Raw genomic sequence first — 20,427 nt, 5'->3', positions numbered from 1 at the left:
GCCATGACACGCGCCCTGCCCGTTCTGACCGTTCTTCTGGCGATTATTGTCGTCTGGTATGGCGCCGCGGTCTGGATGAATGCGCAGTGGGCACAGGATCAGGCCGCGCGGGCAGATACGACCCTGACAACGGATGAGCTGATCCGGCAAACTCTGACGCAGGAACGTCCGGTGCTGCCAGCACCGCATCAGGTCGCGATGGGCCTTTGGGATGGGTTGTTCGGGCAGAAATTCACGTCAAAGCGCAGCTTGGTCTGGCATGGCTGGATCACGCTGTCGGCAACCATGGCGGGCTTTGCGATCGGCACACTTGCAGGGATCACGCTGGCCGTTGGCATTGTTCACAGCCGCACCATGGATCAGTCGGTCATGCCCTGGGCAGTCGCCAGTCAAAGCATTCCTATTCTGGCCATCGCGCCGATGGTGATTGTGGTCTTTGCCAGCGCGGGCGTCACCGGGCTGTTGCCCAAGGCGATCATCGCAGCGTGGCTTTCGTTCTTTCCAGTGCTGGTCGGCATGGTCAAGGGGCTGCGCACCCCTGATCGGATGCAGCTTGATCTGATGCAATCGTGGAATGCGTCGGCTGCGCAGGTATTCTGGCGGTTGCGTCTGCCGTCGTCCCTGCCCTATCTGTTCGCCAGCCTGAAGGTTGCGGTCGCGGCGTCGCTGGTGGGCACGATTGTGGGGGAATTGCCCGCTGGTGCGACGGCGGGCCTTGGCGCGCGGCTGCTGTCGGGCAGCTATTACGGACAGACGGTGCAGATCTGGTCGGCGCTGTTTGCGGCCGCGATCCTTGCCGCGCTGCTGGTGATGCTGATTGGCGTGGTTGAAAAACTGACCTTGCACCGGATGGGGTTGGCGCGATGACCGCATTGCCGATCCTGATTGTCTGGCTTGGGGCCTGGGGGGTGAATAGCTGGCTGTCGCGTTTCGACACACGGCTGACACGCACGCTGGTTCCAATTGTCTTTGGCACCACCATCCTGCTGCTGTGGGAAATGATCGTGCGGATCTATTCGGTGCCATCGGTCATTCTGCCCGCGCCCAGTCAGATCGGGGCCAGCTTCATGGCGAACCTGCCGGTTCTGTGGACCGATTTTGTGCAAACCATCATCAAGGGTGCATTGACCGGCTGGATCATTGGCGCACTGGCCGCGATTGTGACCGCAATTGCCATCGACCGCAGCACGTTCCTGCGGCGCGGATTGCTGCCCATTGGCAACTTCGTCGCCGCCCTGCCCATCGTTGGCATCGCGCCAATTCTGGTGATGTGGTTCGGGTTTGACTGGCAGTCAAAGGCTGCTGTCGTTGTGGTGATGGTGTTCTTTCCGATCCTTGTGAACATGGTCGCAGGACTGGCTGCGACAGAGGCGATGCAGCGCGATCTTATGGCGACCTGGGCCGCGCCCTATTGGCAATCGCTGTGGAAATTGCGGATGCCCGCTGCGATGCCGTTTCTGTTCAACGGCCTGAAAATCACCACCACGCTTGCCTTGATCGGCGCCATCGTTGCCGAGTTTTTCGGCAGCCCGACAAGGGGCATGGGCTTTCGCATCTCGACCGCCGTGGGGCGGCTGGATTTGCCGCTGGTCTGGGCGGAAATTCTGGCAGCCGCCATCGCGGGATCACTATTCTATGGAATTGTTGCGCTGATCGAAAAGAAGGTGACGTTCTGGCACCCGTCGCAGCGCACTTAACAGGGCCTTGCGCCCAACAGGAGAGGGTAAAATGAAAAGACTGATGATGGGGGTCGCGATCGCCGCCCTGTGTGGCAGCGCCGGTTGGGCGCAAGAGCTGACCTTGCAGTTGAAGTGGGTCACACAGGCCCAGTTCGCGGGCTATTATGTCGCGCTGGACAAGGGTTTTTATGAAGAAGAAGGGCTGGATGTGACCATCCTCCCCGGCGGCCCCGACATCGCGCCCACGCAGGTTCTGGCCGGAGGCGGCGCAGATGTGATCGTTGAATGGATGCCCGCCGCGCTGGCCGCGCGTGAAAAGGGCCTGCCATTGGTCAATATCGCGCAGCCCTTCAAACGGTCCGGGATGATGCTGACCTGCCTGAAGGAAAGCGGCATTACCGACCCCAAGACCGATTTCGCCGGCAAGACCCTGGGCGTCTGGTTTTCGGGGAACGAATATCCGTTCCTCAGCTGGATGAACCATCTTGGTCTGTCAACCGAGGGTGGCACCGATGGGGTGACGGTCCTGAAACAAGGCTTCAACGTCGATCCGCTGCTGCAAAAGCAGGCGGCCTGCATCAGCACGATGACCTATAACGAATATGGGCAGGTTCTGGATGCCGGCCTGACACCCGATGATCTTGTCACCTTCAAATACGAAGATCAGGGCGTCGCGACGCTGGAAGATGGGCTGTATGTTTTGGAAAGCACACTGGACGATCCTGAAAAGGTCACAAGTCTGGTTCAATTCGTGCGGGCCAGTATGAAGGGCTGGGCCTATGCCGCCGAACACCCCGAAGAAGCCGCCGAGATCGTTCTGGAAAATGACGAGACAGGCGCACAGACACTGGAGCATCAGGTTCGCATGGCGCAGGAAGTCGCCAAACTGACCGAGGGCAGCACCGGTGTTCTGGATGAGGCCGATTATCAGCGCACCGTTGATACGCTGCTGTCGGGGGGGTCCGACCCCGTCATCTCGGCCGCGCCAGAAGGGGCATTCAATCACATCATCACAGATCGTGCATTTGACTAATCGCACCTTCGGGAAAGGCCGCCAGTTGGCCTTTCCCTCTTGCCTGCGCGGTATGGTTACGGCATCAGCGGCGCATGCAAACAACTGAAACACCCTACCAAAAGCACGGCTTTATCGACGACATTCAGGGCATTGCCTTTGGCAGTTTCATGTCCAGCGTCGGAGTTTTGTTGCTGACCCATATGGGCTTTGTCACCGGTCAGACCGCTGGGCTTGCGCTGCTGATCAGCTATGCGACGGGCTGGTCCTTTGGTCTTGTATTCTTCATCATCAATATCCCGTTCTACTGGCTGGGCTGGAAGCGTTTTGGCCCGCGTTTCGTTGCGAAAAGCTTTGTCGCCGTGGCGATGCTGTCAGCGATGACACTGATCTTGCCGTCCTATCTGCAATTCGGCGCGGTGCATCCGGCAGTCGCTGCGGTGCTGATCGGCTGCCTGTGCGGGGCCGGGTTGCTGGCCCTGTTCCGGCACGGATCGTCATTGGGCGGTATCGGGATCGTGGGGCTTTATATTCAGGATGCCACCGGCTTCAAAGCCGGTTGGGTCCAGCTGATTTTTGACGCAGTGCTGTTTTTGATTGCGCTGACCTTGCGCGATCCGACCACCGTCGCGTGGAGCTTTCTTGGCGCGGTCGTGCTGAACATGACCATAACGATCAACCACCGCAAAGATCGCTATATCGCATAGACATGATAAAAGGGGCAGTCACCTACCCCTTTTATTTCGCGAAACTGTTGGGCCTTAGCGGGCGGTTTCGCGCACGACGTCTCCATCAGCGCCCAATTCCAGCAGGACATTTTCGCCCTGCGGATTGGTGGCTTCGATCACAACCGAATTGCCTTGCGGGCGCAGGAAACCGAAATTGCTGTAGCCAGCCTCGGTCAAGGTCTTGTTTACCGCAACCGCATCAAAGCTGGGCTGGGCGGGCACCATCCGGGCTTCGTCATTGTCGCGAGGGCCATCGTCCCGAGAACCGTCGCCACGTTGGTCATCACCGCGAGGACCATGCCCATTCCGACCGTGCTTGTCACCGCGATGCCCGTCAGGACCGTGGTCACCTGGGCCATGACGCCCCCAGCCACCACGGTCGTCTCCGCGCGGGCCGTCATCACCAAAGCGCGGACCACGCGGCCGGTCGCCTTCACGCCCGAAACGCAGCACACGCCCGTCCTGATCAAAGGCCGCGCCCATGCCCTTGCCATCGGCATCATCGCCTTTGACAATCAGGATGTCACGCCTCTGGCCGACTTCCTCTACGATTGCGAACTGGGCAAAAATGTCGCCTTCACGCACCGATTGCGGCACCATCTCCTCGATCACCGAAGCAGGCAGCGCCGCGTCGTCAAACTCTGCCTTCACCAACTTGTTTTCTTTATCGAATGCGGCTTCGATATCGTCACCGTTTTCCTGATTTCCACTGACGACGATCAGATCGGGGAGAATATTGATCTCTTCGATCTGAGCGAATGACCCCATGAACGCGTGATCACGCGCGGCCTGCGGCAAATAGGCGTCGATCAGCGATTGTGGCAATACACCGTCGTCCGCTTCAAGTTCGATCACGTTACCAGCCATGTCGAGCTGGGCTTCGATCTTAACGCCCTCTGCGGTCATACCTTCGATCTTGCGAATGCCGTCACGCTTGGTGTCGATCTGCAGATCGGTCAGATTCAGCGCAGCCAGCGGCGCCGGCAATGTCTGTCCCGCTGTCGGTTCAGTCTGGGCGCTTACCGCGCCGCCAAGCCCTGCGATCAGTGCCAGAATGGCGCCCGATGTGATAAACTTGCCTGTGGTCATCTTTGACTACCTTTCTTCGATACGGGTTGCAGTCTTGCCGCAACCGGACGAATCGTTTCTAGCTGTCGGATACCGAATGAAACGCCAATGGGCTGTTTGGTTTCCGTTGGGGTTCAAGAATATAGTGCAGGTCCATGCGCCGATACCTTTATCCCTTTCTGATCCTGATGACGCTGGTTCTGCCAGCGGCGGCGCAGGATACGGCACTTACGACGCAAGACATCGAACAATTTCGCCCACAGCCCTTTCACGAAATGGCCGCATTGGTAGCTCAGCGGTATTCTGGACGCATGGTTGCCGCGCAGATCCAACCGCCCACCGCACAGGAACGTGCCATGGGCGCGTCGCTGATCTATGAATTCCGCCTTGTCACCACGCAGCGAAATTTGCTGAATATTCGGATTGATGCACGTGACGGAAAGTTTCTGGATGTGGCCGGGCGTGGTCAATTGCAAGCGCGACGGAAGTGAACGGTTTTTAACGAGTAATCGCAGCAAGAGTCATCAAGGAAAACACGATGCGAGCTTTAATCATCGAAGATGACCCCATGTTGTCGGGGCAGTTGGCCACGGCGATGCAGGATGCGGGCTTTGTCACCGATTGTGCGGCCAATGGCGACGAAGGCGAATTTCTGGGCTCTACCGAAACTTATGATGTGGCCATCCTTGATCTGGGCCTGCCCGGCATGTCAGGGATTGAAGTCCTGACAGCATGGCGCGATCACGGCGTGACCATGCCGGTGTTGATCCTGACGGCACGCGGCGATTGGACCGACAAAGTCGCGGGTTTTCGCGCGGGTGCGGATGATTATGCCGTCAAACCTTTTCGTCTGGACGAGGTCGTGCTGCGCTGTCAGACATTGATCCGTCGCGCCGCCGGACATGCGCAATCCGTCATTCAGGCCGGACCACTCAAGCTGGACAGCCAGCTTAGCGTCATCACGCTGAACGGCGTCGCGCTGAAACTGACGGCCTTTGAAAACCGTATCCTCAGCTATCTGATCCACCACAAGAACCGCGTGATCGGCCGGATCGAATTGTCCGAGCATCTTTACGAAGCCGACACCGACCGCGATTTCAAATCCATCGAGGTCGTTATCGGTCGTCTGCGCAAAAAGGTCGGTGAGGGTGTTATCGAAACTCGGCGGGGAGAAGGTTACCTGCTGCAGGACGGCCAATGATTCGATCCATTCGCGGGCGGTTATTGTTGCTGGCGGCGGTCTGGATCACCGCCGCGTTGCTGGCCGCGTTTCTGTTCATCTCGTCCCTGCTGAACGATTTTGTCACTGACCGCTTTGATGCCGAGGCCGGGGCAATCGCGGACGGCATCATCGCGGGTCTTGACGTTGATGATAACCGGATCGAGTTGGATGACCGCCCGGTCGACCCCCGCTTTGCCCTGCCTCTCACCGGTTGGTATTGGCAGGTCGCCGCGAACGGCCTTGTCGTCGCACGATCGGATTCACTGCTTGACGGCAAGTTGGAAGGCCCAGCGGGCGATTACCTTGGCGGCCAAGGGGTCGGGGCGGATGGCGCGGCGCTGCGCGTGACGCGCCGTGAAGTCACCATTCCCTATAGCGATGCCGAAATCGCCATCACCGTCACCGCTCCGCAGGAACAGATTGACGCCAGCCTGGCCACGATAAGCCGCCCGCTGGCGATTGCGCTGGCGGTTCTGGGGATCGGCCTGGCGATTGCCAGTGTTGTGCAGGTCATGGGCGGCCTGCAAAGTCTGGACCGGCTGCGCAAGGATTTGTCGCTGGTGCGGGCGGGCAAGGCTGAACGCCTGTCGATGCCCGATGTCACGGAACTACAACCTCTGACGGCCGAGATTAACGCAAGTCTGGATCAGAATGCCGCGTTGCTGGCACGCTCTCGGCAGCATCTGGCAATCTGGCCCATTCGCTGAAAACGCCCCTGGCGGCACTGGCGAATGAGCTTTCGCCCGATCATCATGGACAGGCTCTGATAACCCGCATGGACCGGCTGATCGGCTGGCATCTGCGACGTGCACGGACGGCCGGTCCGCGTCTTCTGGGGCAGCGGACGATGGTGCGGCCGGTCATCGACGACATCCTGCTGGTCCTGCGATGGCCGATGCAGGACAAGGGTATGCAGGCCGAGATTGAATGCCCCGTCGATGCGTTCTTCATGGGCGAGCGTCAGGATCTGGAAGAAATGATCGGAAACCTGTCCGAAAATGCGGTGAAATGGGGACGCGAAAACCTGCGTATCGTGGTGACGCAAACCACCGATGCGCTGCATATCAGCATCGAGGATGATGGCCCCGGCATGACGGAAACGGATGCGCCACGTGCGTTGATCCGGGGGGGAAGGCTGGATGAGCACGGCGCCTCGGGTTCGGGACTGGGGCTTGCCATCGTGGCCGATCTGGCAGCGCTGCATGGCGGCGAGTTGCGGTTGGAGCGTGCGGAAATCGGCGGCCTTGCCGCGAAAATCACCCTTCCAGCCTGAAAAAGACGCAAATCCGGCACGCGCTTAATTTTACCATTTGATAAAAAAAAGAACCTGTGTCAGCCTGAATATTACCAACAGGTGAGCCAGGAGACAGGAATATGTCCCAAGCCAGACTTGCGCCCGGTGTTGTGCCCGGTCGTTTGACCCGCGAAGAACTTGTCGTGAATTTCGTCGATGTCGCGCCCCCGCTGGACGCGCATGAGGCACATGTAGCCGCTGATCGCTGTTATTTCTGCCATGACGCGCCCTGCATCACGGCCTGCCCGACCAGCATCGACATTCCGCTGTTCATTCGCCAGATCGTGACCGGCACGCCCGACGCCGCAGCGATGACCATCTTCCATTCAAATATCCTTGGCGGCATGTGCGCCCGCGTTTGCCCTACCGAAAACCTGTGCGAAGGTTCCTGTGTCCGCATGGATGCCGAGGGCATGCCGGTCGAGATTGGCGCATTGCAGCGCTATGCCACCGATGGCCTCATGGCGCAGCCCGAGCATCCGTTTTCGCGGGCAGAGCCCACGGGCAAGCGCATCGCCATCGTCGGCGCAGGTCCTGCCGGTCTGTCCGCCGCGCATCGTCTGGCCGCCAAAGGCCATGACGTCGTGATCTTCGAGGCACGGGCTAAAGCCGGCGGGCTGAATGAATTCGGGATCGCCAGCTACAAGACCGTTGATGGCTTTGCGCAGGCCGAAGTCGACTGGTTGATGGGCATCGGCGGCATCGAAATACGCTATGACCAACGTCTGGGCAGCAACATCACGCTAGAGGATTTGCGCAATGATTACGACGCCGTGTTCCTTGGCATGGGTCTGGGCGGCGTGAACGCGCTTCGCGCTGATGGCGAGGAGCGCGGCAATGTGCTGGATGCGGTCAGTTTCATTCGGGATTTGCGTCAGGCGGATGATCTGACCACCCTGCCGATTGGCCGCGATGTTGTGGTGATTGGTGGCGGCATGACCGCCGTTGACGCAGCGGTGCAATCCAAATTGCTGGGCGCCGAGAACGTCACCATCGTCTATCGTCGTGGCCAGGAACGGATGAGTGCAAGTGAGCATGAGCAGCATCATGCAACCGCATCCGGCGTGCGCATCATCCACAACGCCTCGCCCTTGGCCGTGCACGGGAATGGCGCGGTGGCCGAGGTCGAGTTCGCCTATACCGAGGAAGTCGACGGCCATCTGGTCGAGACAAATCAGCGGTTCCGGCTGAAAGCCGATCAGCTTTTCCGCGCCATCGGTCAGACGCTGGACCTGATGCCGACCGGGCTGGCGCTGGACGGCGGCAAGATTGCCGTCAATGGCCCGGGTCGCACAAATCTGGATGGTGTCTGGGCGGGGGGCGACTGCGCGGCGGGGGGCGATGATCTGACAGTCACCGCCGTCGCCGAAGGCCGCGACGCCGCCGAAGATATCGACGCTACATTGACGGGTCGCCCGATTGAAATTCCCGGCTGAGGCCGAACCGTTCTTCGCGAAAGGAGCCTGACATGGCTGATCTGCGCAGCAATTTTATCGGAATCAAATCGCCCAATCCGTTCTGGCTGGCCTCGGCCCCGCCTACGGACAAGGAATATAACGTCCGCCGGGCCTTTCAGGCCGGTTGGGGTGGTGTCGTCTGGAAAACCCTCGGCTCGGAAGGGCCGCCGGTGGTCAACGTCAACGGGCCGCGCTACGGCGTGGTCTATGGTGCCGACAGGCGTGTTCTGGGCATCAACAATATCGAGTTGATCACCGACCGTCCGCTAGAGGTGAACCTGCGCGAAATCAAATCGGTCAAGCGTGACTATCCCGACCGGGCGCTGATCATTTCGCTGATGGTGCCCTGTGACGAGGAAAGCTGGAAAGCCATCCTGGCGCAGATCGAAGACACCGGCGCGGATGGTGTGGAACTGAATTTCGGCTGTCCCCACGGGATGAGCGAGCGTGGAATGGGTGCAGCCGTCGGTCAGGTGCCCGAATATATCGAAATGGTCACACGTTGGGTCAAGCAATATTCGCGCATGCCCTGCATCGTGAAGCTGACCCCGAACGTGACCGATGTGCGCAAACCGGCCGAGGCGGCGAAACGCGGTGGCGCAGATGCGGTCAGTTTGATCAACACCATCAATAGCATCACATCTGTCGATCTGGACCTGTTCGCGCCACAACCGACCATTGACGGCAAGGGCGCGCATGGCGGCTATTGCGGGCCAGCGGTCAAGCCGATTGCACTGAACATGGTGGCCGAGATTGCCCGCAGTCCCGAAACGCGCGGTTTACCGATCAGCGGAATTGGCGGCGTAACGACATGGCGCGATGCGGCCGAATTCCTGGCGCTTGGTGCGGGAAACGTGCAGGTCTGCACAGCGGCAATGACCTATGGGTTCAAGGTCGTGCAGGAAATGATCTCGGGGCTGCGCGACTATCTGGACGGTCACGAGATGGAACTGTCCGATCTGATCGGGCGTGCAGTGCCGAATGTGACCGACTGGAACCAGCTGAACCTGAACTATGTCACCAAGGCGGTGATCAATCAGGATGACTGCATCAAATGCGGACGTTGCTATGCCGCCTGCGAGGATACAAGCCATCAGGCGATTGCAATGAAACCGGGCCGCGTCTTCGAGGTGATCGAGGAAGAATGCGTCGCCTGCAACCTGTGCGTCGATGTCTGCCCGGTCGAAAACTGCATCACCATGCGAGAGCTTGAACCGGGTGAGATGGATCTGCGCACCGGTATCAAGCGCGGTGATTATGCGAATTGGACCACGCATCCGAATAACCCGATGGCCAAGGCCGCCGAGTAAAAGCCGGGGGCGCTGCCCCCGGACCCCCGGGATATTTTGGCACAGAAGACGGCAAGGGCCTTGATCAGCGTGCCGAGGCACCTGATTTTCTTGGGCTCAGCAATTTGTCCGCCACGATATAGACGACAATTGCCGTGACGATGCCGTTAAGCGGTGGCACGCCCGGCGAAACATATGCGACGAGGCAGCCGAATGCGTATCCGGCAAGCCCCGGGATGTTGACGGCGGGAAGCCTGGCGGTGGCGATAGCCGGATAGGTGCCGCGATGCTTGTAGACATAATCGGCCATGATCACGCCCCCTATGGGCGGAATGAATGTGCCAAGCATCAGCAGGAACGGGATCAGATACAGATCTATGCGCATCAGGGCCAGGATCGTCCCGATGATCGCGCCAAGGATGGTGACCAATCGGCGCCTGTCTGTCGCCAAGGCCGTGCAGCCCACCGCCGAGAAATTGTAGATCGTGTTGTCCTGCGTGGTCCACAGGTTCAGCACCAGCATGACGATCCCCAGAAGCGTAAGGCCCTGCACGACCAAGACATCGACGATATCGGGTTGCTGATAAACCAAAGCGCCGATCGCCCCGGTCCCGATCATCAGGCCGTTCCCGATAAAGAATGCGGCCAGCGCACCCCAGACGGCATGGCTGGGCTTGCGGGCGAAGCGGGTCCAGTTGGTGGCCTGCGTGCCGCCCGAGACAAAGGTTCCGAAGACGATCGTGATGGCCGTGCCGATACCAAGCGTCGCCGTCGGGGAAATTGCGGCCAGGCCGCGCAAACCGCCTGCATCGCCAATCGCGATCCACAGCGATACCGCCAGCAGCAGGATCATCAGCGGGACCGAAACCAGCGACAGAAGTTCCAACCCGCGATAACCGATATAGGCCGTCCAGCAGAAGGCCATGCCAAAAACCACGATCAGGGTCGAGGTCAGCGCAGGTGCGGCTTCGGCGTCCACACCCAACAATCGCAATAACACGACTGCCATTGTTGCGGTGCCCCAGCCATACCATCCGATCTGGGTAAACCCAAGAATCAGATCGGGCAGACGCGCGCCAATACGCCCAAAGCCGAAGCGGCTGAGCAATGCGGTATTCAGGCCGGTGCGGCTGCCGATCAGGCTGAGGATGGCGACATAAACACCAAGCAGCAGATTGCCTGCCAGGACAATCAGCGCAAGATCGGGCCAGAAGGGAAACGCCACACCAAGTTGCCCACCGGCAAACATCGTCGCGGTAAAAAAAGTGAACCCCAAAAGCACCACGCAAAGCGACCCAAGACTTTTTCGGGCTGACAGGGGAACTTCGGAAAGGGGGAAATCCTGACTGTCGTCGTTTGCTGTCGATGTCTGTTCCGCATCCATCTGTGGTCCTTTTTCTGATCAATCCTCGGAGATGTCTTCGTTCCAGATCGCAAGATTTTCGGGTTTGGAGAGAAAGCGCCGCATCACATCCCTGCAGGAGTCGTCATTCATCAGAACGACCTCGACCCCGCGGGAGCGGAGGAATTCGATGTTGCCGTCAAAGGTATCAGCCTCGCCCACGACGACGCGAGGAATACCGAACTGAACGATGGTTCCGCTGCACATCATGCAGGGGCTAAGCGTGGTATAGAGGACCGTATCGCGATAGCTGCGCTGGCGGCCCGCGTTTCGCAGGCAAGCCATTTCGCCGTGTGCAATGGGGTCGCCCTGCTGGACGCGCTGATTATGGCCACTGGCCACAAGCTGTCCGTCACGGACCAAAGCGGACCCGATTGGGATGCCGCCAGCTGCAAGCCCCATCTCGGCCTCGGCCAAGGCGATGCCCAGAAATTTTTGATCCAAGTCGTCGTTCATGCGAGCCTCAGTCTGGTGTCCTAGCGGTTGATCGCAGCTACAGAAAAGACAGCAATGTCAGAATTATAGATCAATCTTATCAACATTTCCCGTGATCCTGCGCTGTGAAAAGACTTGAACACGAAGCTGTCCCCAAGTCACGCAACAATGCCGACGGATCGGGCAGCTTTTGACCTCCTTGGCAGTCCAGTCGGAATTTCGGGCAGATACACATGAGAAGGGCGGCCGATCTGGCCGCCCTTTGGAGTATCATTTACGACCGCAGTTTAGCTGCGCGGGCGGAATTCATTTCCGGTATAGGTCATATTGCTGACCACAACGATAGCGATCATCGACAAGATGAAGCCCGGGATGATCTCATACAGGCCCGGACCGCCAAGGATGCTGCTGTTCAAACCAAGCGCGATCCACAGAATGACGGTGACAGCACCGACGATCAGGCCGGCAACCGCCCCTGCCCCGGTCATGCGCGGCCAGGTCAGCGACAGGATGATCAGCGGGCCAAAGGCCGCACCGAACCCTGCCCAGGCATTCGACACAAGACCCAGAACGTTGGAATCCGGGTTCTGAGCGATAATTGCGGCGATGATACCGACTGCAAGAACGGCAATACGTCCGACAGTCACCAAAGTCTTGTCGCTGGCTTCGCGGTTCAGGAACAGGTGATAGAAATCCTCGGTCAGGGATGAGGATGCCACCAGCAACTGGCTGGAAATCGTGCTCATGATGGCGGCCAGAAGTGCGGCATAAAGAAAGCCCGTCATCAGCGGGTGGAACAGCAGGTTTGCCAGAACGATGAAGATCGTTTCCGGATCGTCGATTTCAATGCCATTGCGCAGAACATAGGCGCGGCCAAAGACACCGATGCCGATGGCGCCCAACAGTGAGATCAACATCCAGCTCATCCCGATATTGCGGGCCGCGGGAACCGCCTCGACGCTGCGGACCGCCATGAACCGGACGATGATATGGGGTTGGCCGAAATAGCCCAGCCCCCAGGCAATTGCCGAAAGGAAGCCGAACAGTGTCAGGCCCGTCGTCAGCGAGAAATAGTCAGGCCCAAGCTGCGACAGAGTTTCGCGCGCCTGTTCAATCCCGCCGCCACCGGGGCCGTAAAGGACCACCAGCGGCATGATGACCAAAGCCAGCATCATGATGATGCCCTGAACAAAATCGGTCAGGCTGACGGCCAGAAAGCCACCAACGACGGTATAGGCCAGCACGACGCCAAGGGTCAGCCAGATCCCGGTCGAGTAGCTGCCGTTGAAGGCGCTGGCAAACAGCTTACCGCCAGCAACCAGGCCAGAGGCCGTGTAGACGATGAAGAATATGACGATGATCACGGCCGAAACCACACGCAGCAGGGTCGCCTTGCTGGGAAAGCGGTTCGCCAGAAACGCCGGGATCGTCAGAGAGTTGTCATATCGCTCGGTCTGTTCGCGCAGGCGTGGCGCGACGATGATCCAGTTCAGGAATGCGCCGACGAAAAGCCCTATCCCGATCCATGCCTCGACCAGACCGGTGGCATACAGCGCCCCCGGCAGGCCCATCAACAGCCAGCCGCTCATATCCGATGCGCCGGCCGACAGGGCCGCGACCGAGGGCGATAGATTTCGCCCGCCAAGCACGTATTCTTCAGAGTTGGATGTGGATTTGCGCCAAGCATAGACCCCGATGGCCAGCATCAGCGCAAAGTAAAGAATCAGACTGATCCAGATTCCCGTCGCCATAAATTTTCCTCCGATTCGCCATCGTTAAATTTTGCGCGATTGTGTTACAGGCTGCGCCGGGCGGGGTCGAATCGGTTGGGGGGCGCGACATGAATGCCGCGATCCCATGTAGGTTTTGAATGATCCGACAAGCTTTACAGCTTATAGATTGTCGAAAATTTGTCTTCCAGATAATCCAGCAGCGGTTCCGGACTGATATCATCTTCGGTCGCTTCCTCGACCAACTGCCGTGGAGGCAGCAGACCGCCATGGCGGTGGATGTTTTCGCGCAACCATTCAACGCCCGGCGCGGCGTCGCCCTGCGCCAACGTGTCATCCAGATCCGGGGTATCTTCCCGCATGGCAGCATTCAGGCAACCGGCATAGACGTTGCCCAAGGCATATGTCGGAAAGTATCCGAACAGGCCGATGGCCCAATGCACATCCTGCAACACCCCATTGGCAGGACGGTCCACAGCAACACCGAAATCCTTCTGGAAGCGGCTGTTCCAGGCCTCGACCAGATCGCGGGTATCCAGCCGCCCGGCGATCAGGTCACGTTCCAGATCAAAGCGCATCATGATGTGCAGGTTGTATTGAACCTCGTCCGCCTCGGTTCGGATAAAGCCGGGGGTGACACGGTTGACGGTGGCATAGAATGCGTCAGCATCGGTAATGTTCAGTCCGTCGAAAGCATCCGACATCCTGTTGAACAACCAGCCGGTAAAGGCACGGCCCCTGGCCATCTGATTTTCATAGATGCGGCTTTGGCTTTCATGAACGCCCATCGAAACGCCACGGCCAAGTGGCGTAAAGGCGTAATCGGGATCGATACCCAACTCATAGCTGGAATGTCCGACTTCGTGGATCGTGGAATACAGGCAGTTGAACGGATCGGGTTCGACGACGCGCGTTGTGATCCGGCTGTCTTGCCAGCGGCCACTACTGAACGGATGCACGGCCACATCCATCCGGCCGCGCGACCAATCATATCCAAAGGCGGTGGCGCAGGTGCGTGCCAGACGAAGCTGTGTTTCCTGCGGAAAATGGCCGGTCAACTCTTGCGGTTGAACACCCGCACCCAGAATATCCTCGCGCAGCGTGACCAGACGTGGGCGCATGGCATCAAACAGCGACGCGATTTCGGCACCGGTCATTCCCGGTTCGTAGTCGTCCAGCAGCGCATCATAAAGATCACCGCCCTCGGCCAGCGCCGCAGCTTCTTCCCGCTTCAGCATCAGAACCTGATCCAAGGTCGGCAGAAATTCTTCGGCGTCTTCATTGGCACGCGCTTCCGCCCAGATTCCCTGCGAAAGCGAGGTCAGCCGCGCCAATTCCGTCGCAAGGCGCGCGGGCACCCGGTTAGCGCGGTTGAAGTCGCGGGCAATCAGTTCGATGGCCCGGCTCTCAGCCTCGGTCCGGGGCGTGGCCGCTTCCAGCCATTCACCGATACGGGGATCGGTGCGGCGTTCGTGCAGCACAGATTCGATCGCGCCCATCTCTTCGGCGCGCTGTTCGGCGGCGCCGCGCGGCATCACCGTTTCCTGATCCCATCCAAGACGTTCCGCGATCGAGGACAACGCCTCGGTCTGCCGTTGAAAGGCAAGAAGGTCGTTCATGGCGCTCATCGGATGGTCCCCCTGACCGAAGTTGCATAGGGATAGCGGGCGTTATAACGGGCGCGGATAATCAGCACGAACAGGGCGATGGCACCAATTTGGTGGATCAACGCCAATGGCAGCGGTGACGCGTGCAGCACGTTCATGATGCCCAGACCGACCTGAACCGCGACCATCACCAGCATGGCAGTAAACGCCCCCCGTGTCACCGGATGTGGCGATTTTCGGGCACGTATCCAGACGACGACGGCAAAGATCGCCAACAGATAACCGGCCATGCGGTGGACGAATTGCACCAGAGCCGGGTTCTCGAACAGGTTGCGCCAGCCAAGGGCGGGTTCCCAGATGGCGGCGGGTATCCATTCGCCCCCCATGGTCGGCCAGCCGGTATAGGTGCGGCCGGCATCGATACCAGCCACCAAAGCACCAATCAGGATCTGGACAAAGGCAAGATGCATCAGACCGGTGGACATGGAAAACAGTTTTGGCTCGCCCGCGCGGCGGGCGCGAACCGTGTCTGCCTCGGACCGTCCCAACAGCAGGACATACCACGCGATCAAACCCAGAATGACAAAGGCCAGCCCCAGATGGATCGCCAAACGATAGGACGCCACGCTGGTCATCCCTTCGACCAGACCCGAACTGACCATCCACCAGCCGATTGCCCCCTGCAGGCCGCCCAGCACGCCAACGCCCAGCAGCCGCGGGGTCCAGCCCGTCGGGATACGCTTGGTCAGCAGGAAGCCAAAGAAGCCAATCGCCCAGACCAGCCCGACCATCCGGCCCAGAAGACGGTGCGACCATTCCCACCAGTAAATCTGTTTGAAACCGGTCAGATCCATGTTCGGATTAAGCTGCTGGTATTGTGGAATTTGCTGATAGGCTTGGAATTCAGCCTGCCAATCCGCCTGGGTCATAGGGGGCAGCGTGCCCGTGACAGGCGCCCATTCCACAATCGACAAGCCGGAATCAGTCAGACGCGTTGCACCGCCAAGCGCAATCATGGCCGTCACCATCACGAACAGGATGATCAGCCAGATGCGGATCGCGCGACGTGCGCCCTTGGGTGCGGCGTCGATCATGCCTGTTGTGGCAACGGGGCGACTGCTGGCGGTCGGATCCGAAACCTCTTCGAATACGGGGCGTTTGGCCATCGCTTGCTCCTTCAGAACGGGCGGACAGTAGGTTGGGCTTAACGGCGGGTCAATTGCCGCAGGATGCCATGCAGCATCCGCACATCACTTCGGGTCAACGCAAGACGCGCCCACATGTTGCGCAAATTCAGCTTCATATTCGCCGCTTTTTCCTCGGGGAAGAAAAAGCCAGCGCCTTCAAGGCGCTCTTCATAGTGGTCGCCCAGCTTTTCGATCTCGATCCGATCGGCCAGAACCTCGGATTCGGCCCGTTTATGGTGCGGCGAGGGTTCGGGCGGCAACGTATCGCGGCCATATTCATAGCCCATCAACAACACTGCCTGCGCCAGATTAAGCGACGGGAAGTCAGGATTGACCGGCACTGTCACGATGGCATTGGCGCGCGCGACATCTTCGTTTTCCAGACCCGCGCGTTCGGGGCCAAAAAGGATCGCACAGCGGCCATCATGGCTGCGGGCTTTTTCCATCGCCGTGGCCGGGGTAAAGACCGGCTTGGTCAGTTCCCTGCCCCGCGCGGTCGTCGCGAAGGCATAGTCGATGCCCTCCATCGCCTCGGCCAGGGTTGGATAGACGCGGGCGTGATCCAGCACCTTGCCTGCAGCGCCCGACGCCATCGCGACGGCCTTGGGGTTCGGCCAGCCATCGCGTGGCGCGACCAGCCGCATCTCGGTCAAACCGAAATTCAGCATCGCACGCGCTGCGGCACCAATATTTTCACCCATTTGCGGGCGAACCAGAATAATGACGGGTTTCATGGGCAATTGTTCCATCCCCGTCGCATAGTCCGTCTGGCAGCGGGCGGCAAGCTGCGCTATTTGCTAAAGAAAGATGGAGAGCCAGATGACCGATGCGCCGCAACTATACCTGATGACCCCTGCCGGTGCACAAGCGTCGACCCTTGCGCCGCTTTTGTCCGATGTGATGGACCGCTTTCCGGTCGCCTGTCTGCGGATTCGCGGCGGTGCCGAAGAAGACGAGCTGGGTCGGCTGGCCGATCTGGCCCGGGAAATAGCGCATCAGCGTGATGTGGCGGTGGTGATTGACGATCATGTGCGGCTGGCGCAGCGACACGGCCTGGACGGGGTTCACCTGACCGATGGCACGCGCGGCGTCCGCGAGGCGCGCAAAGAACTGGGCACGGATGCCATCGTCGGTGCGTTCTGCGCGGCATCGCGTCACGATGGGATGAACGCCGCCGAAGCGGGTGCCGATTATGTCAGCTTTGGTCCCGTGGGGGACACCGCGCTTGGCCGCGGTGAGCCGGCACCGCTGGATCTGTTTCAATGGTGGTCGGAAATGATCGAAGTGCCGATTGTTGCAGAAGGCGCGGTCACCCGCGATCTGATTCAGCAATTATCGCCGATTACGGATTTTATCGCCATCGGCCCTGAAATTTGGACCAGCGATGATCCGGCAGCGACGCTGAAGGGCCTCTGGGGCTGAACTTCCTGCCTTTATTTGCATAAGCGCGGCCTTACACCGGGTGAAACAAGCCCGACGGTCATGGATACGCCGCTGCAAACCGACTTTTCCGCGCCTTGCGCCAAGGCAAGTGCCCGGCGGCGCAGAAAAGCATGAATTGACCCTCGCGGCCCTTAGGACTGCCCTGCACCTGATGGTTCGGGCAACTGATCCCTTCGACATCCGCAAGGTTTCACGCGGCATGGTGCGCATCCAGACGGCGCGGCACGCGTCCTAAAGATAAAGCGGCGTATGATCGCCCGCGGCAAAGCGCCGCAACGCCGCCGGATACAGCTGATGTTCGCGGACCAGCACCCGTGCGGCCAACGTGTCTGGGGTGTCGCCCGCCAAGACCGGCACGCGCGTCTGCCCAAGGATTGGTCCGGCATCCAGATCAGGGGTCACCAGATGAACGGTCGCCCCGGCCTCGGCGTCGCCTGCCTCGATCGCGCGGGCATGGGTATGCAGGCCCGGATACTTCGGCAAAAGCGACGGGTGTATGTTCAGCATCCGTCCCTGAAACCGCTGCACGAAATCAGGTGTCAGGATGCGCATGAAACCAGCCAGACAGATAATGTCCGGCGCGGCCTGCAGCAGCGGCTCCAACAACGCGGCTTCAAATCCTGCGCGGTCGCCGCGAAAATGGCGATGATCGACAGCGGCGATGGGCACGCCCATTTGGCTGGCCTTTGCCAAGCCCCCCGCTGCCGGATCGTTCGACGCCACCAGAACCGGACGGCAGGGATGATCGCCAGTCATATCCTCGACCAGCCGCAGCATGTTAGAGCCGCCGCCGGAAATCAGAATGGCAACACGTTTCACGCAAGCGTCCCGTTGTACCGCACGCCCTGCCCGGCAGTTACCGTGCCCAGACGTGCGACGGTTTCACCGTCTGCCTGCAATTGTGCGGTCAGCGCATCTGCCCGATCAGCGGCAACCACAAGAATCATTCCGATGCCGCTGTTGAAGGTCTTCAGCATTTCAGAGGTTTCAATGCCGCCCGCGTCGGCCAGCCAACGAAAGACCGGCGGCAGGTTCCACGCGGTCAAATCGATGTCGGCGCCCAGATCCCTGGGCAGCACACGCGGCAGATTTTCGGTGATGCCACCGCCAGTGATATGGGCCAGCGCGTGGACCCCGCCCGCACGGATGGCGGCCAGTGCGGGTTTTACATAAAGCCGTGTCGGGATCAGCAATGCCTCGCCCAAGGCCGCCTGATCAAAGGGGGCAGCGCTATCCCAGGCAAGACCCGCGTGTTCAGCAACCTTGCGCACCAACGAGTAACCGTTGGAATGCACGCCATCCGAAGCAAGGCCCAGCAGAACATCGCCCTCTGCCACGCCCGCTGGAAGCGCTGCACCGCGCTGCATCGCGCCAACTGCGAAACCTGCAAGATCGAAGTCGCCATCGTGATACATGCCCGGCATTTCCGCCGTTTCACCGCCGATCAGCGCACAACCTGCATCCTTGCAGCCGCGTGCGATGCTTTCGACGACCCGTGCACCTTCGTCAACCGACAGCTTGCCGGTCGCGAAATAATCCAGGAAAAACAGCGGTTCGGCCCCCTGACAGACCAGATCATTGACGCACATGGCAACCAGATCCTGCCCTATTCCGTCCAGATGACCGGTATCAATCGCGATGCGCAGCTTGGTGCCAACGCCGTCGGTGGCCGCAACCAGAACCGGGTCGTCATAACCTGCGGCCTTGGGATCGAACAAAGCGCCAAACCCGCCCAATGCGTCCATCACGCCGGGGCGCTTTGTGGCCGCCGCCGCTGGTTTGATCCGTTCCACCAGCGCATTGCCAGCATCAATATCAACACCTGCCTCGGCATAAGACAGACCGTTCTTGCGCTCGGCCATCGGCATCCCCTTTTCGTGCGTTTGGCACCCGATACCCCAAGCCCTGCTTGCTGGCAATCATGCGATGGGCCTATTTGTGCAACGGCTTCCGTGGTTTTCCCGTGGTCGTAAATCTGTCCAGTGTCTGCGTCCCCGCTCGTGGAAACCAAATGCCGTGTCGGGATTTATGGGCGCAGGATAATCCTGCCGGTTGTGCTTGACCGTGACGATCAGGCTGACTAGTCAGGTCCGGACTGTTGACGGGCCTGTAGCTCAATGGTTAGAGCAGGGCGCTCATAACGCCTTGGTTGGGGGTTCGAGTCCCTCCGGGCCTACCAAAAATCCAGAAAATCCTATTGATTGGATGGGCATCCGCGCGCAACAGCCGGATTGAGCATGACAACAGTCCGATCAACATCTCGAATCAAGCCAAACTTACATGCTTATTTGTAGATGCGTCATTGCGCGGCCAAGCCCTTTGAAGCTTGTTGGTGACAACGCCGTGACAGCCCTGATATCTTAAAAAGCACAATTCTGAAAGTTTCGTGATCATAGATCCTGAAAACGCATGTGATATTGATGTATATGACGATTTCATGACAGCTACCAAAATCAGATTAGGTCAGGAGCGCTGATGAGACGCGTTATCACCTACGGAACATTTGACACGATGCATCACGGCCATATCCGCTTGCTGCGTCGCGCCAAGTCGCTTGGCGATTATTTGATTGTTGCGCTTTCGACGGATGAGTTCAATCTGCTCAAGGGCAAGCGCGCAGCCTTTAGTTTTGAAGAGCGCAAAGAGGATCTGGAAGCAATTCGCTTTGTCGATCTCGTCATTCCGGAACAGGAATGGGAACAGAAAGTGCGCGACGTGGACAACTATCATGTCGACGTGTTTGCCATTGGCGACGATTGGAAAGGCAAGTTCGACTTTCTCAAGGATCAGTGCGAGGTGGTCTATCTGCCGCGCACGCCTTTGATTTCAAGCACGTCCATTCGCGGAATGATGAGGACCGCCTGACCCTGGCGT

21 protein-coding genes and 1 tRNA gene are annotated in these 20,427 nt (G+C 59.4%); 13 read left to right on the top strand and 9 right to left on the bottom strand.

Annotated features, from left to right (window positions below; translation table 11 throughout):
• The first annotated feature begins 3 nt into the window (after positions 1-3).
• The 4 genes from H4P12_RS03290 to H4P12_RS03275 all read left to right on the top strand — a co-directional run bounded on the left by H4P12_RS03290 (position 4) and on the right by H4P12_RS03275 (position 3,398).
• Complete coding sequence (locus tag H4P12_RS03290; RefSeq protein WP_187792154.1) at positions 4-867, top strand: ABC transporter permease; 864 nt, start codon at positions 4-6, stop codon at positions 865-867.
• Complete coding sequence (locus tag H4P12_RS03285) at positions 864-1,697, top strand: ABC transporter permease (RefSeq protein WP_187792153.1); 834 nt, start codon at positions 864-866, stop codon at positions 1,695-1,697. Before H4P12_RS03290 ends, H4P12_RS03285 begins: the two co-directional genes overlap by 4 nt.
• 31 nt (positions 1,698-1,728) lie before the next feature.
• On the top strand, positions 1,729-2,712 hold the full coding sequence (locus tag H4P12_RS03280; protein WP_187792152.1) for an ABC transporter substrate-binding protein: 984 nt from the start codon (positions 1,729-1,731) through the stop codon (positions 2,710-2,712).
• A 74-nt stretch (positions 2,713-2,786) separates the two neighbouring features.
• Positions 2,787-3,398 (top strand): YitT family protein, encoded by a 612-nt coding sequence (locus H4P12_RS03275; RefSeq protein ID WP_187792151.1) that lies wholly within the window; start codon positions 2,787-2,789, stop codon positions 3,396-3,398.
• A 54-nt stretch (positions 3,399-3,452) separates the two neighbouring features.
• Here H4P12_RS03275 and H4P12_RS03270 read toward each other — a convergent pair whose 3' ends face one another.
• Positions 3,453-4,508, bottom strand: coding sequence for a hypothetical protein (locus tag H4P12_RS03270; protein WP_187792150.1), 1,056 nt, complete (start codon positions 4,506-4,508; stop codon positions 3,453-3,455).
• A gap of 134 nt (positions 4,509-4,642) precedes the next feature.
• Between H4P12_RS03270 and H4P12_RS03265 the strand changes: the two genes are divergently transcribed.
• The 6 genes from H4P12_RS03265 (at position 4,643) to preA (ending at position 9,770) form a co-directional block, all read left to right on the top strand.
• Complete coding sequence (locus H4P12_RS03265) at positions 4,643-4,978, top strand: PepSY domain-containing protein (RefSeq protein WP_187792149.1); 336 nt, start codon at positions 4,643-4,645, stop codon at positions 4,976-4,978.
• Positions 4,979-5,025: 47 nt separating this feature from the next.
• Positions 5,026-5,688 (top strand): response regulator transcription factor, encoded by a 663-nt coding sequence (locus H4P12_RS03260; protein ID WP_187792148.1) that lies wholly within the window; start codon positions 5,026-5,028, stop codon positions 5,686-5,688.
• A complete protein-coding gene (locus H4P12_RS18665) occupies positions 5,685-6,416 on the top strand; it encodes a hypothetical protein (RefSeq protein WP_246448822.1) in 732 nt (243 codons plus the stop codon). The genes H4P12_RS03260 and H4P12_RS18665 overlap by 4 nt, the downstream gene beginning before the upstream one ends.
• Before the next feature lie 68 nt (positions 6,417-6,484).
• Positions 6,485-6,982: an ATP-binding protein gene (locus tag H4P12_RS18660; RefSeq protein WP_246448820.1), complete on the top strand. Its 498-nt coding sequence runs from the start codon at positions 6,485-6,487 to the stop codon at positions 6,980-6,982.
• A gap of 101 nt (positions 6,983-7,083) precedes the next feature.
• Positions 7,084-8,439, top strand: coding sequence for an NAD(P)-dependent oxidoreductase (locus H4P12_RS03250; protein ID WP_187792147.1), 1,356 nt, complete (start codon positions 7,084-7,086; stop codon positions 8,437-8,439).
• Positions 8,440-8,471: 32 nt separating this feature from the next.
• The gene (preA, locus tag H4P12_RS03245; protein ID WP_187792146.1) at positions 8,472-9,770 is read left to right on the top strand and encodes an NAD-dependent dihydropyrimidine dehydrogenase subunit PreA; all 1,299 of its coding nucleotides are present in this window, start codon (positions 8,472-8,474) and stop codon (positions 9,768-9,770) included.
• Between the two features lie 64 nt (positions 9,771-9,834).
• On the opposite strand, the gene codB is transcribed toward preA, so the two are convergent.
• The 6 genes from codB to H4P12_RS03215 form a co-directional block, all read right to left on the bottom strand.
• On the bottom strand, positions 9,835-11,133 hold the full coding sequence (gene codB, locus H4P12_RS03240; protein WP_187792145.1) for a cytosine permease: 1,299 nt from the start codon (positions 11,131-11,133) through the stop codon (positions 9,835-9,837).
• Positions 11,134-11,151: 18 nt separating this feature from the next.
• Positions 11,152-11,607, bottom strand: coding sequence for a nucleoside deaminase (locus H4P12_RS03235; RefSeq protein WP_187792144.1), 456 nt, complete (start codon positions 11,605-11,607; stop codon positions 11,152-11,154).
• Between the two features lie 266 nt (positions 11,608-11,873).
• Positions 11,874-13,337, bottom strand: a complete 1,464-nt coding sequence (gene putP / locus H4P12_RS03230; protein WP_187792143.1) for a sodium/proline symporter PutP — start codon at positions 13,335-13,337, stop codon at positions 11,874-11,876.
• A gap of 134 nt (positions 13,338-13,471) precedes the next feature.
• Positions 13,472-14,944, bottom strand: coding sequence for a carboxypeptidase M32 (locus tag H4P12_RS03225; RefSeq protein WP_187792142.1), 1,473 nt, complete (start codon positions 14,942-14,944; stop codon positions 13,472-13,474).
• The gene (ctaA, locus tag H4P12_RS03220) at positions 14,941-16,089 is read right to left on the bottom strand and encodes a heme A synthase (protein ID WP_187792141.1); all 1,149 of its coding nucleotides are present in this window, start codon (positions 16,087-16,089) and stop codon (positions 14,941-14,943) included. The genes H4P12_RS03225 and ctaA overlap by 4 nt, the downstream gene beginning before the upstream one ends.
• Positions 16,090-16,127: 38 nt before the next feature.
• Positions 16,128-16,850: an RNA methyltransferase gene (locus H4P12_RS03215; RefSeq protein WP_187792466.1), complete on the bottom strand. Its 723-nt coding sequence runs from the start codon at positions 16,848-16,850 to the stop codon at positions 16,128-16,130.
• A 79-nt stretch (positions 16,851-16,929) separates the two neighbouring features.
• Here H4P12_RS03215 and H4P12_RS03210 point away from each other — a divergent pair, with 79 nt between their 5' ends.
• Positions 16,930-17,532: a thiamine phosphate synthase gene (locus H4P12_RS03210; RefSeq protein ID WP_187792140.1), complete on the top strand. Its 603-nt coding sequence runs from the start codon at positions 16,930-16,932 to the stop codon at positions 17,530-17,532.
• Positions 17,533-17,784: 252 nt separating this feature from the next.
• Here H4P12_RS03210 and purN read toward each other — a convergent pair whose 3' ends face one another.
• Together purN and purM are read right to left on the bottom strand one after the other, a co-directional pair.
• Positions 17,785-18,372, bottom strand: a complete 588-nt coding sequence (gene purN / locus H4P12_RS03205; protein ID WP_187792139.1) for a phosphoribosylglycinamide formyltransferase — start codon at positions 18,370-18,372, stop codon at positions 17,785-17,787.
• Positions 18,369-19,415 carry a phosphoribosylformylglycinamidine cyclo-ligase gene (gene purM / locus H4P12_RS03200; RefSeq protein ID WP_187792138.1) on the bottom strand — a complete coding sequence of 349 codons (1,047 nt, stop codon included), beginning with the start codon at positions 19,413-19,415 and terminating at the stop codon, positions 18,369-18,371. The genes purN and purM overlap by 4 nt, the downstream gene beginning before the upstream one ends.
• 241 nt (positions 19,416-19,656) lie before the next feature.
• Between purM and H4P12_RS03195 the strand changes: the two genes are divergently transcribed.
• Both H4P12_RS03195 and tagD read left to right on the top strand, forming a co-directional pair.
• A tRNA-Ile gene (locus H4P12_RS03195) sits at positions 19,657-19,732 on the top strand.
• A 296-nt stretch (positions 19,733-20,028) separates the two neighbouring features.
• Positions 20,029-20,418: a glycerol-3-phosphate cytidylyltransferase gene (gene tagD / locus H4P12_RS03190; protein ID WP_187792137.1), complete on the top strand. Its 390-nt coding sequence runs from the start codon at positions 20,029-20,031 to the stop codon at positions 20,416-20,418.
• The last annotated feature ends 9 nt before the right edge of the window (positions 20,419-20,427 follow it).

The sequence above is a fragment of the Paracoccus amoyensis genome (assembly GCF_014490725.1).
Lineage (GTDB): Bacteria > Pseudomonadota > Alphaproteobacteria > Rhodobacterales > Rhodobacteraceae > Paracoccus > Paracoccus amoyensis.
This window is presented reverse-complemented; position numbering and strand designations above follow the sequence as displayed.